This is a genomic window from Mesorhizobium sp. ES1-3, from assembly GCF_020164795.1.
Lineage (GTDB): Bacteria > Pseudomonadota > Alphaproteobacteria > Rhizobiales > Rhizobiaceae > Mesorhizobium.
Genome location: NZ_JAIUGW010000004.1, coordinates 63,372 through 82,571, shown reverse-complemented (window position 1 = coordinate 82,571; position 19,200 = coordinate 63,372). Strand labels below are relative to the sequence as shown.

Here is a 19,200-nt window from a genome sequence, read left to right as displayed (position 1 = left end):
CGGGGTTTGTTTTTGAGCTATATAAGGGGCTTAGCTGCCCTGCTTCTTCAGCGCGGCACCCAGGATATCGCCCAGCGAAGCGCCGGAGTCGGTCGAGCCGTACTGGGCCACCGCTTCCTTCTCTTCGGCGATTTCCAGCGCCTTGATCGAGACCTGCAGCTTGCGGGTCTTCTTGTCGAAGGCGATGACGCGGGCGTCGACCTTCTGGCCGACGGTGAAGCGCTCGGGGCGCTGCTCGTCGCGATCGCGGCTGAGGTCGGAGCGCTTGATGAAGGTCTCGATGCCGCTGTCGACCAGCCGCACTTCCAGACCGCCATCCTTGACGCCGATGACTTCGCAGGTGACGACCGCGTTCTTGCGCAGTTCGCCTGACGTCGCGGCTTCGCCGACCGTATCCTTGGCCAGCTGCTTGATGCCGAGCGAGATGCGCTCCTTGTCGATGTCGACGTCGAGCACCTGCGCCTTGACCATGTCGCCGCGATTGTACTCTTCGATGACCTGCTCGCCCGGACGGGTCCAGTCGAGGTCGGAGAGGTGCACCATGCCGTCCACGTCGCCTTCGAGGCCGATGAACAGGCCGAACTCGGTCTTGTTCTTGACCTCGCCCTCGACCTGGCTGCCGACCGGATGGCTCATGGCGAAAGCCTGCCACGGATTTTCCAGCGTCTGCTTGAGGCCGAGCGAGATGCGGCGCTTGGCCGGATCGACCTCGAGCACCACCACGTCGACTTCCTGCGTCGTCGACAGGATCTTGCCGGGATGCACGTTCTTCTTCGTCCACGACATTTCCGAAACGTGGATGAGACCCTCGATGCCCGGCTCCAGCTCGACGAACGCGCCGTAGTCGGTGATGTTGGTGACGGTGCCCTTGATCTTCTTGCCGATCGGGAACTTGGTGCCGATCTCGGACCACGGATCGCTCTCGAGCTGCTTCATGCCGAGCGAGATGCGGTGGGTTTCCTGGTTGATGCGGATGATCTGCACCTTGACCGTCTGACCGATGTTGAGGATTTCGGTCGGATGGTTGACGCGGCGCCATGCCATGTCGGTGACATGCAGCAGGCCATCGATGCCGCCGAGGTCGACGAACGCACCGTAGTCGGTGATGTTCTTGACGACGCCTTCGACAACCTGGCCTTCTTCGAGGTTCTGCACAATTTCCGAACGCTGTTCGGCGCGGCTCTCCTCGAGCACGGTGCGGCGCGACACCACGATGTTGCCGCGGCGGCGATCCATCTTGAGGATCTCGAAGGGCTGCGGGTTGTGCATCAGCGGGGAAACGTCGCGGATCGGGCGGATATCGACCTGGCTGCGCGGCAGGAAGGCCACGGCGCCGTCGAGGTCGACGGTGAAGCCGCCCTTGACCTGGTTGAAGATGACGCCTTCGACGCGCTCACCCTTGGTGAACTTCTCTTCGAGACGGACCCAGCTCTCTTCGCGGCGGGCCTTCTCACGCGAAAGCATCGCTTCGCCAAGCGCGTTCTCGATGCGCTCGACATAGACTTCGACGGTGTCACCGACCTTGAGGGTGGTGTCCTTGCCCTTGACGCCGAATTCCTTCAGCGGCACGCGGCCTTCGACCTTGAGACCGACGTCGATGATGGCCATGTCCTTTTCGATCGCGGTGATCGTGCCCTTGACGACCTGACCTTCGCCGGAGTGGCCGGTGGTGAATGATTCTTCGAGCAGGCTCGCGAAATCATCGCGAGTGGGATTTGCAGCTGACATTGTTTCTCCTGGAGTGCCCCGCGTTTCGAGCGGGACGGGCGCCGTGGGTTAGCGTTGCGTTGGCCTGCCGGCGTTCCGGGCTAAAAAGCCCTGGGCCGCCTTTAAGCGGCAATTCCGGCGCATGAAGAATGCTGGCAGGCTGGTTCGTGCCCGATATGGGTATTTTCGTCGCCTCCGGCAATCGGAAGCAGCATGAAAACCCGGATCAGGCCTTGTTTCTCTTGGCCAGCACGTCGTCGATGACAGACATGGCCGCGAGAAACGCGGCTTCTATAGCCATTTCGCTGGTATCAAGCAAGTGCGCGTCGGCGGCCGGCTTCAACGGCGAATCCGCCCGGCCCATGTCGCGCTCGTCGCGGCGTTGGATGTCGGCAAGGATTTCGGCGAAATCGGCGGTGCCGCCGATGCTTTCGATTTCGGCCAGCCGGCGTTGTGCCCGCACCTCGGGGCTGGCCGTCACATAGAATTTGATGTCGGCGTCGGGGCACACGACGGTGCCGATGTCGCGGCCGTCAAGCACCGCGCCCGGCGGCGTCCTGGCGAAGTCGCGCTGCTTTTCGACCAGGATGCGCCGCACGGTCGGGAAAACCGCGACCTTCGAAGCCGCTTCGCCGACCGCATGCGCCGACAGCACGGTACGGTCGAGCTTTGCCAGGTCGACTTGGCGCGCCGCGGTCTCGGCCGCCGAGACGTTGTCGAGCGGCAAGCCAAGCCGCAACAATGCGTGGGCGACGGCGCGATAGGTGAGGCCGGTGTCGAGCAGGTTCAGCCGGTAATGGTCGGCAAGGCGCCGGGCCAGCGTCCCCTTGCCGGCACCGGCGGGTCCGTCGATGGCGATGGTGAAGAACTGGGTCATGAACGACAACAAGCCGAGAACCGTCGTCAATGCAATATGCCACCAGCGGTTCGAACGAGTCAGCGCTAGTGCTGAGCAGGCTGCGAATTTGTTCTAAAAACAGAAAATACCAAGCCCAGTATATGCCCGAAAAAATACACGCTGAGGATCACGTAGCCACCCATCACCAGCAATAAGGCGCTTGAGTCAAGATAGGCTCGGACTGGCTCAAGTATCCAGCCGAAATGCAGGCCATATGAACAACCAATGGCTCCGCACGAAGAAGCCATGCTTGGTATGGTCAGTCCGATCCATAGGGCAGAGGTCAAACCAAGGCGCACCCATGAATAATTTCGATCTTTCATAGCCTTGGCAACGGACATCGCCTTCGCAATCGTCAAGACCGCACCGGCTATTATCATCGAGACCAGAATAGTCATGGCTATCTCCAATACTCGTTTGAGCTTGAAGGGCCAACCCTTAAAGAACGATTGAGTTGATAGCCAAATTTGACGGCACTGTGAGTTTAGGAAATCTCCGCGCCGAGCCCCTTCATCAATCCCATGAACTCCGGAAAGCTCGTCGCGATCATCGCCTGGTCGTCGATCGTCACCGGCTTTTCCGTCGCCAGTCCCATCACCAGAAAACTCATGGCGATGCGGTGGTCGAGATGCGTCTGCACGGTCGTATCCAGGCCGTTGGGATGGCCTCCCAGGCCCTTGCCGCCGGGTTTGCCGCGCACGGCGAGCGAAGCTTCGCCCTCGGTGCAGTCGACGCCGTTGAGCTTCAGCCCGTTGGCCACCGCCGACAGCCGGTCGGATTCCTTCACCCGCAGCTCTTCCAGCCCTTGCATCAGCGTCTCGCCCTCGGCGAAGCTCGCGGCAACGGCCAGCACCGGATACTCGTCGATCATCGACGGCGCCCGCTCCGGCGGCACGGTGACGCCTTTCAGCTCGGAGTAACGCACGCGTAGGTCGGCGACATCCTCGCCGCCGGCATTGCGCGGATTCAAGACGTCGATCTGGCCGCCCATCTCCTGCAGCGTGAGAAGCAGGCCGGTGCGGGTCGGGTTCATCAGCACGTTCTCGATCGTGATGTCCGAGCCCGGCACGATCAGCGCCGCCACCAGCGGAAAACCGGCCGAGGAAGGGTCACCCGGCACCGCGATGGTCTGGCCGGTGAGCTTGCCCTGGCCTTCGATGAAGATGTGGCGCACGCCGCGTTCGTCGGTTTCGACCGACAGATTGGCGCCAAAGCCTTTCAGCATCTTTTCGGTATGGTCGCGCGTCATGACAGGCTCGATCACCGTGGTGATGCCCGGCGTGTTGAGGCCGGCCAGCAGTACCGCCGACTTCACCTGCGCCGAGGCCATCGGCACGCGGTAGGTGATCGGGGCGGCGTGCTTCGGGCCATGCAGCGTGATCGGCATGCGGTCGCCGGGCGTGGCCTTCAGCACCTGCACGCCCATCTGGCGCAAGGGTTCCAGCACGCGGCCCATCGGCCGGCCGGACAGCGAAGCATCGCCGATGAAGGTCGTTTCCATGTCGTAAGTGCCGACGAGGCCCATGGTCAGCCGCGAGCCGGTGCCGGCATTGCCGAAGTCGAGCGGGCCTTCCGGCTGCAGCAGCGCGCCGTTGCCGGTGCCGCGGATCACCCATTCGGCGCCGTGCTTCTCTATATGCGCGCCCATCGCCTTCATGGCCGCGCCCGTGCGCATCACGTCCTCGCCCTCGAGCAGGCCGGTGATGCGGGTTTCGCCGGAGGCGAGCCCCCCGAACATGAAGGAGCGGTGCGAGATCGACTTGTCGCCCGGCACGCGGGCGGTGCCGGAAAGGGCTGGTGACTTGCGGGCGGTGGCCGGCTTGGCAGCGGCGGCGTGAGACATGGAATTTCCCTGGACGGAATGCCGGCTGACCGGCGCTTTTCATTTGTTGCGGCGGTCTCGTATCACGGCGAGGCGAAATGGTCATCCCCATGCTCGTCACTTGGCGCGAGGCCTTTCAGTGCTTGGTTTTGTGACGCCGGCTTTTCGCTTTGACAGCGCTGCAAACTGTGGTTAAGGGGACCACTCTTTTATCGACGAGGCTTGCCGTGGCAAAAACCGAACTTGGCACAAAACGCATCGACCCGGAAACGGGCCGGAAATTCTACGACCTGAACAAAGACCCGATCGTCTCGCCCTATACGGGCAAGACCTATCCGCGCTCCTATTTCGAGGAAGGCAAGATCGCCGCCGTCGAGGAGGAGGAGGAAGTGGCCGAGAAGGAAGTGGACGCCGAGGACGAAGAGGGCGTCGAGGTCGTCTCGCTCGAAGAGGCGGAAGACGATACCAAGAGCGACGATCTTCCCGATCTCGGTGATGACGAGGATGATGTCGATCTCGGCGACGACGAGGACGATACGTTCCTTGCCGACGAAGAGGAAGAAGAAGACGACGTTTCCGACATGATCGGCGTCGGCGACGACGACGACGAGGTCTGACAAGGTCTCGAACGCAAGCGTTTGCCGGCTTTCACGGCCTGTGAAGAAAAAGCCGGCGATGAAGGCTTGATATCTGGGAAAGGCGGGGTTAGAAGCCGCCTGCACTAACGGCGCGGTCTTCCAACCCGCGCCGATCTCTCGCCGGAAACGGCGCCGGCTGACTGCCGGGAGTGGGGCCATAGCTCAGTTGGGAGAGCGCTTGAATGGCATTCAAGAGGTCGTCGGTTCGATTCCGATTGGCTCCACCAAACAGTCTCCGGGAGTTTTACGGAACCCCTTTGATTTCAAGGCTTTACTCTACAAATGTACCTCATCTGGCGTGACGTCTCCGGCTCGCGGTGACGTCGATTGCTTCGGTTGCGCATCTGGGATGCAATCCTCAATCAACAATTGGGGGGACGACCGCGTTGCTACGGTCACGGAACGTCAGCATCGAATTCGATGGCAAATCCCGCATCGATCGCGCTTCGCGCTATGTGGTCGCCAAGTTCCCAATCCGTGAGCTCGCAAAGCGGAAATATCTTTCTCACGGCGCCGATAACCTCGGACAGCGAAACGCTGGGGCTGTCGACATTGTCGATCAGGTAGCGGACAATCGCCTGGCGAACGTCCGCGGGAGCAGTCCTATGCGCAAGCGCGGGCATCTCCGGCCTATGAATGGAGCCGCGATGGTGAGCCATCCGGCCTGGCCGCGTCGAAAGCGACGGGCACCATGTGAGCGATGCAGGCCGCCGCCAGCATTTCCTCCAACTCGTGGTCGGTAGCGTTGCATGCCGGCATAAGTGTCCGGATGGCGCGGATTGCTTGTGCAATCGAGAGAAAGCGGGCCTTTCCCCTGGAAAGGACGTAGGCTTCGGCCGCTCCTTCCACCGTGATGGTGTGAAACGTGTTGGTCATCAAGAATGCCTCCCTGAAATCCAAGCCGATACTACTTTCGACCAACATGTGGAGGCCTTCAAGGCTATGTCCGATTCCGGACATTCAGCCGGAGGCGATGCCGAAGTGACGCTGTTCCTCCTCGCCATAGGCACCGTCCGTGAGTTTTATCATTCCGGTGCGGTCGACGATGGTGATCTCGCCGCGCCTGGCGTGGACCAGCCCTCGATATTCGAGCATCTGGAGAGCCGTGGTAACGCCGGGCCGTCGGGAACCAAGCATGGTCGCCAGAAATTCATGCGTCAGATAGATGATATCTCCATCAGCGCGATCGTTGACCATGAGCAACCAGCGGGCCAGCCGTTCCTCGATTTTCGAATGGCCATTGACCAGCGCCGTTCGCGACGACTGGATCAGGAATTCGTGGGCGTAGCGAAGCAGTGACGGGCGAAGGGTCTGGCTCCCGGCAATCGCGATGCGAAGAGGTTCAACCGGCAGGGACCAGCCGTCGCTGGCGACCTGGATATAGGTTTCATTGGGAGACCTGTCCTGGCCGAGGACGACCGTAATGCCCGTCATGCCGTCATAGCCGATCAGGCCGACTTCGCTTTGCCGCCCTCCGGTCATGGCGGCGACCACCGATGCGATACCCGTCTCGGGAAAATATACGTGCTCGATCGGCTGATACGCGATCTCCAGCTGGGCTTTGATGGCCAGTTCGACGTGATGCATCGACGGCCGTAAACGCGCGAAATCCTCAGGTGTGAGGGTTTTCAAAACATGGTTGCGAAAGGTGGATTGAGGCATCGCTCTTCTCCCCATCGGGCAAGAGCACGTACCTCTCACTGTCGGCTGCATCCGGATTAAAGGGCGGCCGATGCTTGAGTCTACGCTCCATGGGCGGGCTTGGCAAACGATTGCGCCCGCGTCGGGCGACGCCACAGGTGGCGAAGGTAGCTGACAAGACCGTCGAGCATCAGGGCACCGGCGGCCGGGACGCGCGCGCTGTCGATCCGACCATCGGTTATCCCCGGTGAAAGCTTACCCACAATTTACGACCATCGGTTACATCACTTCCTGTCTGATTCGCCCGGGACAGGAACACCATGAGCAAAGCCCTCACATCCTTCGCATTGGTCGCGGTGCTGACCGCCTTGCTCATGGCGCTGAGCCTGGCGGTGGCAAGGCACGGTTATCCCTATGGCGCGATCGGTGTGAGGCGGCTTGACGGTATCGCCGATGCCGGCACGTTCATTCCACTTGCCGCGGTCTATTTCTTCAGCGCCTTGCTGATGATGATCCTGCCGATCAGGGCAGCCAGCATTGTCTTGACGCACATCGCGGACGCACTTTTCTGGACCGCGATCGTGCTGATGGCGGCCATCATAGGCTTCCTCATCGCCAGATGGGCCTTTGGTCAGTGGGAGGTCTTGCGGGCAGTGCTGAACTGGCGCTTCCTGTTTGCGGCCGCGATCATCGGCTGCCATTTCGTCATGAACGAGCTGCGCCGCAATGTGCTCTTGCGCAGCCTGTTCTTCGTGATCTTTGCCGCCGCGACGCTGGCCTGCCTGTTTTGGTCATTTACGCTCTGAGCATGGTCACGGCCGGCGACTTCGATGATCAGGCAGCGATGTTGCCGGCAGCCATTTCCAACCACGTCCAGAAATAGGCAGCAAGACCGCGATCGACATGGATGCGCAGCTTGCTTTCACGGGTGGCTACCGGCTGCGGGGAAGGGATTTCTCGACATAACGCGAGAAATCCTCGATATCCTGGGGCGAGGGCTCCCGGCCGGTGAAGCTGCGCAGATAGGCGGCAACATGCGTCAGGCGGCTGCTCATCGGCTCGTTGAGTTCGAGCGAATAGTAACCGATCTGCATGAAATAGAGCACCCGGGCGCGCACGAACGCGTCTTCCTCCTCATAGCCATGACGCATGAACATGCCGCGTATGGCATCGACTCGCTCCTCGTCGGCCTCGTCGAGCGCACGCCGGATGCTCGGGGCGCGGCGAGCCCATGCCCGGATCGCAAAATCCAGCCGGGGGTCGAACAGCTTTTCGTCCACCCAGCATTCGAAAATGCTCATCACCCCGCGTATGACCGTCGCGGAAGGGCGTTGGGCGCGCTCGACGATGAATCGGGTATTGGTCTGCCGCCAGTGGTCCAGCAACTGGTCGAGCAGGTCCTGGCGGCTCTTGAAATACCAGTAGAAGCTCGAGCGCGAGACGTCGAGCTGCTGGCCTAGCGTCAGCACGCGGACGCGTTCGACGCCGTCCGAGATCAGGGTTTCAAGCGCAAGCTTCAGCCAGTCTTCGCGCGTGGCCTTGATGTTGCCGGTGGCGCCGGCGCGCTGGATCGTCGTCTCGAGTGCTGCCATCTAGACGACGCATGACACGCCGCACCAGCCAAAGCAAGATTGTGGACATATCTGTACAGGGCAATTCGACCTTGACCCGGAGAGCTATCCACCGATGTTAGCTGGATTGGTCGTCGACGCGGCACAGTCGCCGCTGCAGCGAAAGCATGAGCGCAGGCCCGGGGACTTTTGTCGCGGCCTTCGAGCCCAGTGCGTGCTTTCCCGCAAGGCAATTGTCTGGCAAATACCACTTCAGACAGATGCCGCCGCGCGGCCAGCAGCCAGGGAAGGCAAGGACATGACAGCGTTTCGAAAGAACCTCATCGATGGCGAGTGGGTTGGCGATGCCGGCTCCCGCAACGTCAACCCCTCGGATACCGGCGATGTCGTCGGCGAATATGCCTCGGCGGGTGTCGAACAGGCGGGCCAGGCGATCGCGGCTGCCAAGGCGGCGTTTCCGGCATGGTCCCGCTCAGGCCCGCTGGCGCGCCACGCGGTGCTGAAAAAGGCGGCCGACGAGATCATGGCACGCAAGGACGAACTTGGCCGCAACCTGGCGCGGGAGGAAGGCAAGACGCTGGCCGAGGGCATTGGCGAGACCATCCGTGCCGCCCAGATATTCGATTTCTTTGCCGGCGAAACATTGCGCCTGTCGGGGGAAGTGGTGCCAAGCGTGCGGCCGGGCGTCGGCGTCGAGATCACGCGCGAAGCGGTCGGCGTGGTCGGCATCATCACGCCATGGAATTTCCCGATCGCCATTCCAGCTTGGAAGATCGCTCCGGCGCTTGCCCACGGCAACACCATCGTCTTCAAGCCGGCCGAACTCGTTCCCGAAAGCGCCTGGTCCATCGTCGACATCCTGCATCGCGCCGGCCTGCCCAAGGGCGTGCTGAACCTCGTCATGGGCAAGGGCTCGGTGGTCGGTCAGGCAATGCTCGACAGCCCCGACGTCAACGCCATCTCCTTCACCGGCTCGGTGGGAACCGGCAAGCGCGTCGCCGCGGCAAGTGTCGAGCACATGCGCAAGTTCCAGCTCGAAATGGGCGGCAAGAACCCGCTGGTCGTGCTCGACGATGCCGATCTCGCGGTCGCCGTCGATTGCGCGCTGAACGGTGCTTTCTTCTCGACGGGCCAGCGCTGCACGGCCTCGTCGCGTTTGATCGTCACCAACGGCATCCACGACCGTTTCGTCGACGCGCTCAAGGAGCGCATGGAAAAGCTGGTGATCGGCGATGCGCTCGATGCGCAGACCCAGATCGGCCCGGTGGTCGACGCGACCCAGCTCAAGCAGGACGAGGACTATATCGCCATCGGCGTCCGGGAAGGCGCCACGCTCGCCTTCGGCGGCGAACGGCTGGACCGCAAGACGCCGGGTTTCTATCTCAAGCCGGCGCTGCTGATCGGGGCCACCAACGCCATGCGCAGTTCGCGCGAGGAGATTTTCGGGCCAGTCGCCAGCGTCATCCGCGTCCAGGACTATGACGAAGCGCTGGCCGTCGCCAACGACACGCCCTTCGGCCTGACCTCGGGCATCTGCACCACCAGCCTCAAGCACGCCACGCATTTCAAGCGCAACTCCGAAGCCGGCATGGTCATGGTCAACCTGCCGACAGCGGGTGTGGACTTCCATGTTCCCTTTGGCGGGCGCAAGGGCTCGAGCTTCGGTCCGCGCGAGCAGGGCCGCTACGCCATGGAGTTCTACACCACGGTAAAGACCGCTTATACGTTCGCGGGATGAACTGGCGCGCCGGCTGACCGGCCGGCGAGCCGTCACCAGCAGCCGGACCGGTGCAAGGGATGACATTGCAGGACCTGACCTGGCTCAACCCGCCGCCGCACCACGCCACCGAAGGTGATGCCGTGCGCGTGCGCACCGGCAAGGAGACCGATTTCTGGCGCGAGACCTTCTATGGTTTTTGGCGCGACAACGGCCACTTCCTGTCTCGGCAGGTCGAGGGCGACTTCACCGCGGAGGTCACCGTCAAGGGCGACTACAAGGTGCTTTACGACCAGGCCGGGCTGATGGTCCGGCTGAGCGAAACACACTGGATCAAGGCCGGCATCGAATACACCGACGGCCTTGCCTATGTCTCCGTCGTCGTCACCAACGACACCTCGGACTGGTCGCTGGTGGCGATTGCCGCTGGCCCGGACGGCGTCAGGATCCGCCTGACCCGCCACGGCGAAGCGATCCGTGTCCAGTATCTCGACGCTTCCGACGGTCATTGGAAGCCGGTGCGGCTCGCCTATTTCCCGATCTCGAAGATGGTCGATGTCGGCATGATGTGCTGTTCGCCGCAGCGTGAGGGTTTCGAGGTCACGTTCTCCGGATTCTCGGTCAGTCCGCCGATTGCGCGGGACCTGCACGACTGAGGCCACGAGCCCGCCTTGGCCTGTGTAAACAGGCCGGCAGGACGTTGCGGCCATAACGGCGTCTGGGCTAAGCGTTGCCCATGGGCATGTCGCGTTGGCGGGCAAAACTCAAGAAAGCCGTCCGTTCCGGGGCGCTGAGGTTTTTCAGCATTCCTTCCGTGCTTTGGTCGCAAGGGATCGGGCACTTCTGCGACTTCGCCGGACCCGATTGGTATCGCTGGGCGCCGACCGAATCGACGCAAAGCGAGGCTTTTTTCCGCGACCATTATAGCGGCGCGCATGGCATCGTCTGGGTGCGGTTGAGCACCCTGGCCAGGCTTGCGCGAAATTGCGATCTCGACACTTTCGCCAGGATAGCCCTGCCCACCATCAAGGCTCCCTTCATCCTGCTGACGACCGACGGTGATTGCTCGGTGCCTTCGGATCTGACCAAGGACACCGTCGAGCGGCTTCTCGCCAACCCCTATCTGGTCTCCTGGTACAGCCAGAACTGCGACGGCGGTCATCCCAGGATCAAGCCGTTCCCGATCGGGCTGGATCTCCACACCCCACGTTCCCTGGCGACGCCTGCCGGACTGGTGAGACAACTGAAAACCCTGCGCGGGAAGGGGAGTGCGGATCGTCGTCCGGCCAGGATATTTTGCGATTTCAGCATCAGCAAAGAGTCTGGCGAGCGTCGGGAATTGCTTGATGCTCTGGACGGATGTCCGCATGTCGATTTTCTAGGGCAACACGTATCGCAGCGCTCGATCTGGCAGCTCTATTCGCAATATCCGCTCGTGCTGTCGACCGCCGGAAACGGCCTGGACTGTCACCGGACATGGGAACTGCTTTATCTCGGCTGCATCGTGGTGACCAAGACTTCACCGCTCGATCCGCTTTACGAAGGCCTGCCTGTCATCATCGTCGATGATTGGCGCGAGGTGCGACACCCCGATGCCCCGGGGCGCTGGATCAGGCAGGCCGCGCATTTGACGGACCGGAACTATGTATGGGGACGTCTGCGCCAGCAAAGCTATCTGCAGCCTCTGCGTGAAGAGCTTCGGGCCGTAGTCTCACCACGGGACGTGTAGGATTTCCAGCTTGGGCAGGCCGACCGGCCGGATGCCGAGGTCGTTGGCAAGGAGGCCAAAAGCTTCGGTCTCGATCAGATCGCGGTATGGAATTTCGGGGAAACGAAGGCCGCCGCGATGCAAGGCGGCATCGACCAGCAGCATGGTTCCGCCGACCGCATCGAGGCCGATGATGTCGAGATGCCTGACATCGCTGAGATGATACCGGCTTGGCGTTTGCACGGGAGGCTGGTGAAGGCCGCCGCGTATCTCGCGGTAATAGCGATAGTCCTTGATTTGCCGTCTGATGACAAAGCTGTTGAGGTCGAAACTGGCGCCACCGGCGATCTTCACGCAGTTGGGCACCGCGATGCGGTGCCCCGCGGCGATCAGGCGGTTCAGCACATCGCCGGGAAAGCGCCAGACGTCGATGTCGATCCACAGCGCCCAGTCGTCGTCCTCGCTGAGTCCGTGATCGATCAGGTAATTTCGCACCTTGGCGATCGCGCCGCGCCTGACGCGCTGCATCCTGTGCTTTGCCCGCTTTGCCCTATCGAGGCTGGTGCCGACCTGTCTTCGCAGCAGGACGATGTCACGATATTTGCCGACCAATCCAGCGGTCGAGGCCTGCAGCCGCTCCCAGCTTCCGTCGAGGCTGTCGCCTTCGCAGAAAACCAGCTTGATTCGGTCCTTGGGGTAGTCGAGCCCGTCCAGCGCATCGAGAAAGGGCTGGATAAGGTCGGCGGCATCGCGAAGCGGCACCAGGAGAGCGATGTTTTGTCCCGACGGCGGCGGCGCCGACAGCACCGCCCTGTCGACGCCGGCTTTTGCCTGCGCTTCATCCAGATAGGCTCCGCGCGTCAGGTGATACCAGAACCTGTGGGCCCGGCTGCGCAGCTTGGTCGTCCATTTTGGTGCCGGCTCCGGCGTCCACCATGTGCCGGCCCAGTGATGGATCGAAAGCGCCGTATCGTCGCCGGCCTCGCGCTCCATGCTCCCGGCCGACGTCACCGGCGCGAACAGGCCGGAAGGATGAATGGCGAAGGCCGCCTGGTCGCTGTATCCGCGCTGCGCGGAGGTGAGCAGGCAAGGACCGGTCGCGTCGAGCACATCCTTGGCAGCGGCGAGCCTGGACATCATCGACAGGAGATGCATCCAGAACGGATGACCGGGCGGGCTCGCTATCGTTCCGTTGAACAGGAGGTAGGGCAGGCCCCGGAAATCCGCCTGGACGGCCGCATGCGAAGCCGGCTCCTTGCACAGCACGACCCGGGTCTCGTTCATGATCGCATCGAAGGGGGCGACGCATTCGCAGTCGATGTCGGCATAGACCCCGCCAAAGTGATGCAGAAGCATGTAGCGGGCCGCGTCCGACCGCTGCACGCCGTTGGCATAACCGCAGAACATCGGCAGATAATCCGGGTAGTGCTCGGCCACGAATTCGAGCAGCATCCGGTCGCTCCAGAACATGACCGTCCAGTGTGGGTTATGCCGCTTCCAGCTGTCGGCATAAGCCTGGAAGCGCGCGGGAACGATGTCGGTCTTCCACGTCTGGTGCAGGATCGGCGGGATCATCGGCGGCTCATGGGATGATGGGAAATGGCGGGTCGTCGTTGCCGTTGTCCAGTGCAAGCCCGGCGCGGACAGCATCGCGGATCGCTTGCGGGCCAAACTTGGCCCATACGGCCTGATGCGCCCGAAAGCGCTGCCGTGCCCGGCGCTCGGCGTCGAGAGAAAGGTCGACGGCCATGGCGGCCAGTCCTTCGTCGCTGGCCAACAGAAGTACCTGGTCATTCTCGACCAGGCCCAGGCCCTCGGCCGCGAGCGGTGTCGCGATCACCGGCACCCCCCAGGCCATCGCCTCCAGAATCTTGATGCGCGTGCCCCCGCCCGCCCCGAGCGGGATGATGCTGAGATGCGCGCCGGACAGGAGCGGCGCCACGCTTTCGGGATTTTCGACGAGCTCGACGCCAGGCAATCCGGCCAGCGCCCGCACGGTTGTCTTCGGGCTGCGCCCGGCGAGAACGAGTTTGGCGTCGGGCAAAGTCTGCCGGATACGAGGCAATATGGCATGAGCCAATCGCTCGGCGGCATCGACGTTTGGCGGATAGCCGAGATGCCCGATGAACAGGATCACCGGATAGCCGCTGTCGGCCGGTGCTTCCGCCGGTAGCACATCGGGAACGGCCTCGACGTTGGGAATCCCATTGGGAACGACATCGACGGGCATTGTGGGTCCAGTGAGGGCCATCAGCCTCTCGCGATCCTCGTTCGAGCAGACCCAGACCCTGTCGACGATGGATTGTGCTTTTCTCTCCAGCCGCCGGATGCCAAGAACCGCCGGAGATCGCGCTGGACGGATATGGCGCAGCTGTGCCGCCAGATCGGATTCGACATTGTGCATGTCGAGGATGAGCTGTTTCGTCAGGGGACGCAAAGGTCGCAACAGCTTGAAAAGGCCGATACCCTCGACGACGATCGTGTCGGGTTTGAAGGTTTGCACCAAGCTCCGCAGCCGCACCAGTGCCGTGCGGGGAATACGGTTCTCCTCCGCGATCCTCCACCAGCCGAGAGAGGCCGAACGCGGTTCTCCATCGATCGTCAGGCCAACCGCATTGATGCGCGCATCGGACGGCTGTGACGGGTTGCCTGGGGGCCTGACCGAGACAAGCCGGACCGGGCCATACTCGGCCGCAAGGCTGGCATTGTTGAAATTTCTCAGGTCCGCTCCGGAAACCGGCGGAAACGCCGGGTCGAAGGACACGATCAGCGTGCGTCTTTCCGCGCCAGCGCGCGACGGGTAGTCAGGCCTTTCCATCATGGCTCCGAAGCGAATTCGAATACGATATTGCGTTGCCTTCCAGCTCCGCCCCAGACTCTTGTGGGCGCGAACGGCACGCATCATGCTCATCGCATAGCTGTATCGGTTGTGCTTGATAAGCTGCCTTGAAATCCGCAGAGCTATCCAGGCCTTCCGCCACTGCAGAACTTCCTTGGCAATGCCTGAATCGGCAAGCTTGTCCAACTCGACAGCTATCGCGAGAAAAGTGGCGCGCGGAGCCAGAACGAACCGCCGCGCCATCCTTTCTTCGTCATGGTGATAGAGAAGCACCGGAGCGGGAATTGTTGCCACCTGGGTGCGGGCGAGCAGGGCCGCCCAGTAGCACGTGTCCTCATCCAGGCTGGTGGTCTCCGGAAAGCGGACGGTGGCCGTTGCCGAGGTTGCGACCAATGCGCTGCCCATGGCGATCGGCCATGCCTCGTTGAGGAGATACCGGCGGGCGTTCGACGCCCGGTCGCTCGTGTACCCATGTGGAGTCTTGAGCTTGTCCGGCCGGCCCCTGGCACGTCGAATGCTGGCCCCTACCGACAGGCCGGCCTCCGGATGGCGCAGGAGCGCATCATGCAACAGCCCCAACCCTCCCGCCATCACCTCGTCGTCGGCATCGAGGAAGAATATGAACTTGCCCTTGGCCCGCGCAATTCCGGCGTTCCGGGCAGCACCCGCGCTGCCCAGCCGCACGGCCAGGATCTCCAGCGGCAATCCGTATCTCCGGGCGCTTTGCATCGAGATCGCCGCGGTCTGATCGCTGGAGCCATCTTCGACCAGAAGAACCTCACCGATCAGGCTCCTTTCGGGCAGAAGGCTTCGCAACGTGGCGTCGATCGTCACCGCGGCGTTTCTTGCCGGGATGATGATGCTGATGTCGGCTTGCGCTCGCCCCGGGATGCTCATTGTGGCAAGAAAAAGCCGCGCTTCAAAACGCGGTCATAGCAATGTTTGAATGGCGAGACCGCGCGAAGTGAAAGACTGGCCAGGCTTTCGACTGGCTGCGGGTCGACGTCGAACGGCGACTGGTCCTTCAACCAGCTGTAGCAGGAGCCGTCCTTGAGGACGGAAGGACTTCCAACGATGTAACCACCAAGCGCCTTGACGTGGCCGACCCGCCGCACGCCGCTATAGAGGCTGGACGAAACCGCCGGTTCGCGGGTCCTGAGATAGACGTGGAATCCATTCGGCGATCTTGCGACCGGCGTACAACTCGAAAGGCGTGCGTACTTACAGGACCAGGCCAGATAGCCCGCTGAATCATCGAAATCCAAGATGAGAAGGTTGCAGTGTCCCGCTACGATCCCGACATTTCCGGCAAATTCACGAAACCAGCGCCGGGTTTCCTCACGTGTCGGTGGCTTCTGCGAAAGCTGAAAGGCAATCGAGCGGAACGCCAGTTCTTTGAGGTCTTTTCGACGGCGCTGCAAATGTAGCGGGTGATATTCCATCGCCTGAAGATCGAGATGCTTGCCACCTTCGCGCAGCGGCACACAGATGTACCCCTTAGCCAAGAGCTCGATTGCGTATTCCGTTTCGACTAGAGGCTGCATCCACGAATGTTCCGCGGCCGAAGACGTCGTCCCAATCTCATTAGCCTAGCAGGGTTCCGTCAAGCGCCGCCGCGCACTTGGCCGTGTATTTGTGAGCATTTCGGCATATATACTGGGTCTTGGGCTGGTTATCGCCTTGACCAGGCCAGCCAGCGCGCCGCCAGGCGCCTGCGCAAGGAGGTGAGCCGTGTCCGCCTGTAGGCGTCGCCCGCCATCTTGATGCCTTGCGCCTGTGTCGGGAAGGGATGGATGACGTCGGCCAACGCATGCAATCCTATGCCCGATCGAATGGCGAGGGTCACCGTGTTGATCATCTCGCCGGCATGGCTGGCGACGACCGTCGCCCCCAGGATGCGGTCGGACCCCTCCCTGACATGGATCTTGACGAACCCTTCCTCCTCGCCGTCCATTACGGCGCGGGCGACATCGTGCATCAGCACGGTGTAGGTCTTGACCGGAATGCCGTTGCTGCGCGCCTCCAGGGGATAGAGGCCGACATGGGCGATCTCCGGATCGGTATAGGTGCACCAGGGAACGACGAGTTCACTGAGCCTTTCGCGGCCGCGAAACAAGGCATTGCGCACGACAATGCGCGCCGTTGCCTCGGCGGTGTGGGTGAACTTGTATTCGAGGCAGACGTCGCCCGCCGCGTAGATGTGCGGGTTGCTGGTTCGTAGATAATCATCCACCTTGATGCCGCTGGCGTCACACGCCACGCCAGCCTCTTCGAGGTCGAGACCGGCGACATTGGGTGAACGGCCGACGCCGGTGATGATCTCGTCCACCGAAATCGTCGTCGTGTCGCCATCCCGCATCAGGTCGGCGAGCTTGTTTGCGCCTTCCCTGCGCACCGCCACCACTTCGGTGTTCAGGCGCACCTCCACCCCTTCGCGCGCCAGCGCATCCGAAAGGATCTGCGCGGCGTCGCGCTCCTCGCCGGGCAGGAACATCGGATCGCTCTGCGCCAGGATGACCTTCGCGCCGAGCAGGCAGAAGGCCTGCGCCGTCTCGCAGCCAAGCGGCCCGCCGCCGATGACGAGGAGGCGTGGCGGGCATTGCGTAAGATCGAACATCGTCTCGTTGCTGAGATAACCGGCTTCGACCAGCCCCGGAATGGCAGGGAAGGCCGGATGTGCGCCTGTTGCAACCAGCGCCTTCTTGAAATGCAGCGTCTTGTCCACGACCGTGATCGTATCGTGTCCGGCAAATCGCGCCTCGCCGAAATAGAGATCGATCCCTTCCGAAACCAGGCTCGCGGCGGAATCGGCACGGCTGATCCGCTGCCGGATCTGCCGCATTCGTGTCATTGCGCGTTGAAAATCGACACGAAGATGGTCTGGCGGGTCGCCGCCGAAGCTCTCGGCGTCGCGCATGTCGGCATAGAGCCTGGCTGTGCGGATGATCGACTTCGACGGAACGCAGCCGACATTGATACACGCACCGCCAATCAGCCCACGCTCGATCAGCGCGACTTTCGCACCAAGGCTCGCCGCGTCACGCGCGGCGGCCAACCCGGCCGGCCCGGCGCCGATGACGACGAGATTGTAGGGGCCGTTCGGGGTCGGATTCTTCCAGTGCGGGGGATGCGCGCCCCTGATCAGTTCGACGTCGTTGCGGTCGACAGGGAAGGCGGCGGTTCTCGTCGGTTCACGTGACATCGCGTCCCCCGGATGCCGGCGTTGCCGGCCGCGACAACCATCCGCCGGTGAAGCCGGCCTTGCCCAGGCCGCGACGGATATGGGGATTGGAACGCATGAGCTCCCAGATCAGGCCGGAACGGTGGTTTTCGATCATCATCACCGCGATGCCCTGGTCCAGTCCGAAATGGCCTTCCGACACCCAGCCATTGCGGCCGAATTTTCGCCGATTGGCCAATGTCGGGTTGAAACCGCTAGGCAGCCGGAAATTGTCGAGCACTTCCGGGTAACGATCGACGAGGTGACGCAGCGCCGCCAGGCAGATGTCCGGCGCGAACGGCAGCGACGCCGAATAGGACCAGGGCGCGATCGTGCCGTCATCCGGACCAAAAGGCGCGCCACGCGCCGCATAACCGGAAAACCGGTGGCGCCGTCGCTCCACGCTGGCGCGGAAGCTGCCTGGCCCGTCGCCGGCCGAAAGACCCCACAGATTCTCGCCATAGCCGTCAAAGCCGTAAGGGTTGTGCCGGGCGTAGTCGCGGTGAAGATATGTCGAGCGGCGGCTGTTTTCGAAATAGTCCGAATTCTTCTCGCGCATGAAAGCGTCGCGGATGCCGGCGAAATCGATCCAGGCATGCGAGAACTGGTGCATGAACAGCGGCCCGCCATAGAGCACGTCGCGGCCGTAGATGTTTTCCCATTGATAGGTCGCCGTCCAGGCCTCGTAGCTGTCGTCGGAGCTCGGTCGGCCCGGCGAGGCCATGGACAGCACATAGAGGATCGTCGCCTCGTTGTAGCCTTCCCAGCCATAGTGCAGAAAGCCGGTCCTGGCCTTCCAGCCCTGGCGGAGCGTCGGGCTGCTGCCTTGCGCCCATCGCCAGTCGACTCGCCTGTAGAGCGCCTCGGCCAGTTGGCGGATTTCGGCCTCATCGTCATTGTCACCGGAAAAATAGGCGCCCGCCACCAGCATGCCGGCGATCAGTAAGGCGGTATCCACCATCGACAGCTCGCAGCGCCAAACGCGCAAACCGGTCCGAATGTCGAGGAAGTGATAGTAAAAACCCTTGTGGCCGGTAACGTCCGGGCCGCTGCCTTGCGTGCTGGTCTGGAAAAAGCGTAGCGCCGCAAGGGTCAGCCTGGCAGCCGCGTCGCGCGCCACCCAGCCACGTTCGACGCCGATCGGATAGCAGGACAGGGCGAAACCGACGACAGCGATGCTGCACGGTGAATTCGGCCGCGACGTGTCGGCGACCAGCCCGTTGCCGGGGTTCACATTCTCCAGGAAATAGCCGAAGGCGGCGCTTTGATAGCGGTCCAGAAGCTCGTCGTCGGCCAGCGCGGCGGGATCTGCTCTAAGCAAACGACGCAAACTCCAACATGATGTTCGCGGCGCCCGTCGATCGCACGCCACCGGCACGGTGGCTGGAGGGCATCGCAGCTGTCGGGCTCTCTCGTCGTGTCATGGCATACCCCTGTTA

General features: G+C 62.4%; 17 protein-coding genes and 1 tRNA gene. 6 read left to right on the top strand and 12 right to left on the bottom strand.

Annotated elements, in window-relative coordinates; translation table 11 throughout:
* Positions 1-30 precede the first annotated feature (30 nt).
* The 4 genes from rpsA to aroA form a co-directional block, all read right to left on the bottom strand.
* The gene (gene rpsA, locus LB536_RS07655) at positions 31-1,728 is read right to left on the bottom strand and encodes a 30S ribosomal protein S1 (RefSeq protein WP_140762771.1); all 1,698 of its coding nucleotides are present in this window, start codon (positions 1,726-1,728) and stop codon (positions 31-33) included.
* A gap of 205 nt (positions 1,729-1,933) precedes the next feature.
* Complete coding sequence (gene cmk, locus LB536_RS07650; RefSeq protein WP_224591253.1) at positions 1,934-2,584, bottom strand: (d)CMP kinase; 651 nt, start codon at positions 2,582-2,584, stop codon at positions 1,934-1,936.
* Between the two features lie 65 nt (positions 2,585-2,649).
* Positions 2,650-3,003 carry a hypothetical protein gene (locus LB536_RS07645; protein ID WP_224590755.1) on the bottom strand — a complete coding sequence of 118 codons (354 nt, stop codon included), beginning with the start codon at positions 3,001-3,003 and terminating at the stop codon, positions 2,650-2,652.
* Between the two features lie 86 nt (positions 3,004-3,089).
* The gene (gene aroA / locus LB536_RS07640; protein WP_140812040.1) at positions 3,090-4,448 is read right to left on the bottom strand and encodes a 3-phosphoshikimate 1-carboxyvinyltransferase; all 1,359 of its coding nucleotides are present in this window, start codon (positions 4,446-4,448) and stop codon (positions 3,090-3,092) included.
* A 206-nt stretch (positions 4,449-4,654) separates the two neighbouring features.
* On the opposite strand from aroA, the gene LB536_RS07635 reads away from it, so the two are divergent.
* Both LB536_RS07635 and LB536_RS07630 read left to right on the top strand, forming a co-directional pair.
* A complete protein-coding gene (locus LB536_RS07635; protein ID WP_140762759.1) occupies positions 4,655-5,044 on the top strand; it encodes a TIGR02300 family protein in 390 nt (129 codons plus the stop codon).
* Between the two features lie 172 nt (positions 5,045-5,216).
* Positions 5,217-5,292, top strand: a tRNA-Ala gene (locus LB536_RS07630).
* Between the two features lie 403 nt (positions 5,293-5,695).
* On the opposite strand, the gene LB536_RS07625 is transcribed toward LB536_RS07630, so the two are convergent.
* A complete protein-coding gene (locus LB536_RS07625) occupies positions 5,696-5,941 on the bottom strand; it encodes a hypothetical protein (protein WP_140812106.1) in 246 nt (81 codons plus the stop codon).
* Positions 5,942-6,025: 84 nt separating this feature from the next.
* Positions 6,026-6,727 carry a Crp/Fnr family transcriptional regulator gene (locus LB536_RS07620; protein ID WP_224590753.1) on the bottom strand — a complete coding sequence of 234 codons (702 nt, stop codon included), beginning with the start codon at positions 6,725-6,727 and terminating at the stop codon, positions 6,026-6,028.
* Between the two features lie 299 nt (positions 6,728-7,026).
* Here LB536_RS07620 and LB536_RS07615 point away from each other — a divergent pair, with 299 nt between their 5' ends.
* Positions 7,027-7,512, top strand: coding sequence for a hypothetical protein (locus tag LB536_RS07615; RefSeq protein WP_224590751.1), 486 nt, complete (start codon positions 7,027-7,029; stop codon positions 7,510-7,512).
* A 126-nt stretch (positions 7,513-7,638) separates the two neighbouring features.
* Here the strand turns inward: LB536_RS07615 and LB536_RS07610 are convergent, their stop codons facing one another.
* Positions 7,639-8,298, bottom strand: a complete 660-nt coding sequence (locus LB536_RS07610) for a TetR/AcrR family transcriptional regulator (RefSeq protein WP_224590749.1) — start codon at positions 8,296-8,298, stop codon at positions 7,639-7,641.
* A 277-nt stretch (positions 8,299-8,575) separates the two neighbouring features.
* Between LB536_RS07610 and LB536_RS07605 the strand changes: the two genes are divergently transcribed.
* The 3 genes from LB536_RS07605 (at position 8,576) to LB536_RS07595 (ending at position 11,723) form a co-directional block, all read left to right on the top strand.
* Positions 8,576-10,015, top strand: a complete 1,440-nt coding sequence (locus LB536_RS07605) for an aldehyde dehydrogenase family protein (RefSeq protein ID WP_224590747.1) — start codon at positions 8,576-8,578, stop codon at positions 10,013-10,015.
* A 59-nt stretch (positions 10,016-10,074) separates the two neighbouring features.
* Complete coding sequence (locus tag LB536_RS07600; RefSeq protein ID WP_224590745.1) at positions 10,075-10,650, top strand: DUF1349 domain-containing protein; 576 nt, start codon at positions 10,075-10,077, stop codon at positions 10,648-10,650.
* 80 nt (positions 10,651-10,730) lie between these two features.
* Positions 10,731-11,723: a hypothetical protein gene (locus LB536_RS07595; RefSeq protein WP_224591252.1), complete on the top strand. Its 993-nt coding sequence runs from the start codon at positions 10,731-10,733 to the stop codon at positions 11,721-11,723.
* Here the strand turns inward: LB536_RS07595 and LB536_RS07590 are convergent.
* The 5 genes from LB536_RS07590 to LB536_RS07570 all read right to left on the bottom strand — a co-directional run bounded on the left by LB536_RS07590 (position 11,706) and on the right by LB536_RS07570 (position 19,082).
* A complete protein-coding gene (locus LB536_RS07590) occupies positions 11,706-13,277 on the bottom strand; it encodes a glycosyltransferase (protein ID WP_224590742.1) in 1,572 nt (523 codons plus the stop codon). The genes LB536_RS07595 and LB536_RS07590 overlap by 18 nt on opposite strands.
* A gap of 7 nt (positions 13,278-13,284) precedes the next feature.
* Positions 13,285-15,438: a glycosyltransferase gene (locus LB536_RS07585; protein WP_224590740.1), complete on the bottom strand. Its 2,154-nt coding sequence runs from the start codon at positions 15,436-15,438 to the stop codon at positions 13,285-13,287.
* The gene (locus LB536_RS07580; RefSeq protein WP_224590736.1) at positions 15,435-16,085 is read right to left on the bottom strand and encodes a bifunctional DNA primase/polymerase; all 651 of its coding nucleotides are present in this window, start codon (positions 16,083-16,085) and stop codon (positions 15,435-15,437) included. The genes LB536_RS07585 and LB536_RS07580 overlap by 4 nt, the downstream gene beginning before the upstream one ends.
* A 128-nt stretch (positions 16,086-16,213) precedes the next feature.
* Complete coding sequence (locus LB536_RS07575) at positions 16,214-17,743, bottom strand: mercuric reductase (protein WP_224590733.1); 1,530 nt, start codon at positions 17,741-17,743, stop codon at positions 16,214-16,216.
* On the bottom strand, positions 17,733-19,082 hold the full coding sequence (locus tag LB536_RS07570; protein ID WP_224590731.1) for a glucoamylase family protein: 1,350 nt from the start codon (positions 19,080-19,082) through the stop codon (positions 17,733-17,735). Before LB536_RS07570 ends, LB536_RS07575 begins: the two co-directional genes overlap by 11 nt.
* Positions 19,083-19,200: the final 118 nt, after the last annotated feature.

Bases quoted from the DNA above. Each gene is read 5' to 3' on its own strand.
- LB536_RS07615 (WP_224590751.1), top strand. From the start codon at position 7,027: ATGAGCAAAGCCCTCACATCCTTCGCATTGGTCGCGGTGCTGACCGCC.
- LB536_RS07595 (WP_224591252.1), top strand. From the start codon at position 10,731: ATGGGCATGTCGCGTTGGCGGGCAAAACTCAAGAAAGCCGTCCGTTCC.
- LB536_RS07620 (WP_224590753.1), bottom strand. From the start codon at position 6,727: ATGCCTCAATCCACCTTTCGCAACCATGTTTTGAAAACCCTCACACCT.
- LB536_RS07585 (WP_224590740.1), bottom strand. From the start codon at position 15,438: ATGAGCATCCCGGGGCGAGCGCAAGCCGACATCAGCATCATCATCCCG.
- LB536_RS07610 (WP_224590749.1), bottom strand. From the start codon at position 8,298: ATGGCAGCACTCGAGACGACGATCCAGCGCGCCGGCGCCACCGGCAAC.
- LB536_RS07590 (WP_224590742.1), bottom strand. From the start codon at position 13,277: ATGATCCCGCCGATCCTGCACCAGACGTGGAAGACCGACATCGTTCCC.
- rpsA (WP_140762771.1), bottom strand. From the start codon at position 1,728: ATGTCAGCTGCAAATCCCACTCGCGATGATTTCGCGAGCCTGCTCGAA.
- LB536_RS07575 (WP_224590733.1), bottom strand. From the start codon at position 17,743: ATGTCACGTGAACCGACGAGAACCGCCGCCTTCCCTGTCGACCGCAAC.
- LB536_RS07580 (WP_224590736.1), bottom strand. From the start codon at position 16,085: ATGCAGCCTCTAGTCGAAACGGAATACGCAATCGAGCTCTTGGCTAAG.
- aroA (WP_140812040.1), bottom strand. From the start codon at position 4,448: ATGTCTCACGCCGCCGCTGCCAAGCCGGCCACCGCCCGCAAGTCACCA.
- cmk (WP_224591253.1), bottom strand. From the start codon at position 2,584: ATGACCCAGTTCTTCACCATCGCCATCGACGGACCCGCCGGTGCCGGC.
- LB536_RS07645 (WP_224590755.1), bottom strand. From the start codon at position 3,003: ATGACTATTCTGGTCTCGATGATAATAGCCGGTGCGGTCTTGACGATT.
- LB536_RS07600 (WP_224590745.1), top strand. From the start codon at position 10,075: ATGACATTGCAGGACCTGACCTGGCTCAACCCGCCGCCGCACCACGCC.
- LB536_RS07625 (WP_140812106.1), bottom strand. From the start codon at position 5,941: ATGACCAACACGTTTCACACCATCACGGTGGAAGGAGCGGCCGAAGCC.
- LB536_RS07605 (WP_224590747.1), top strand. From the start codon at position 8,576: ATGACAGCGTTTCGAAAGAACCTCATCGATGGCGAGTGGGTTGGCGAT.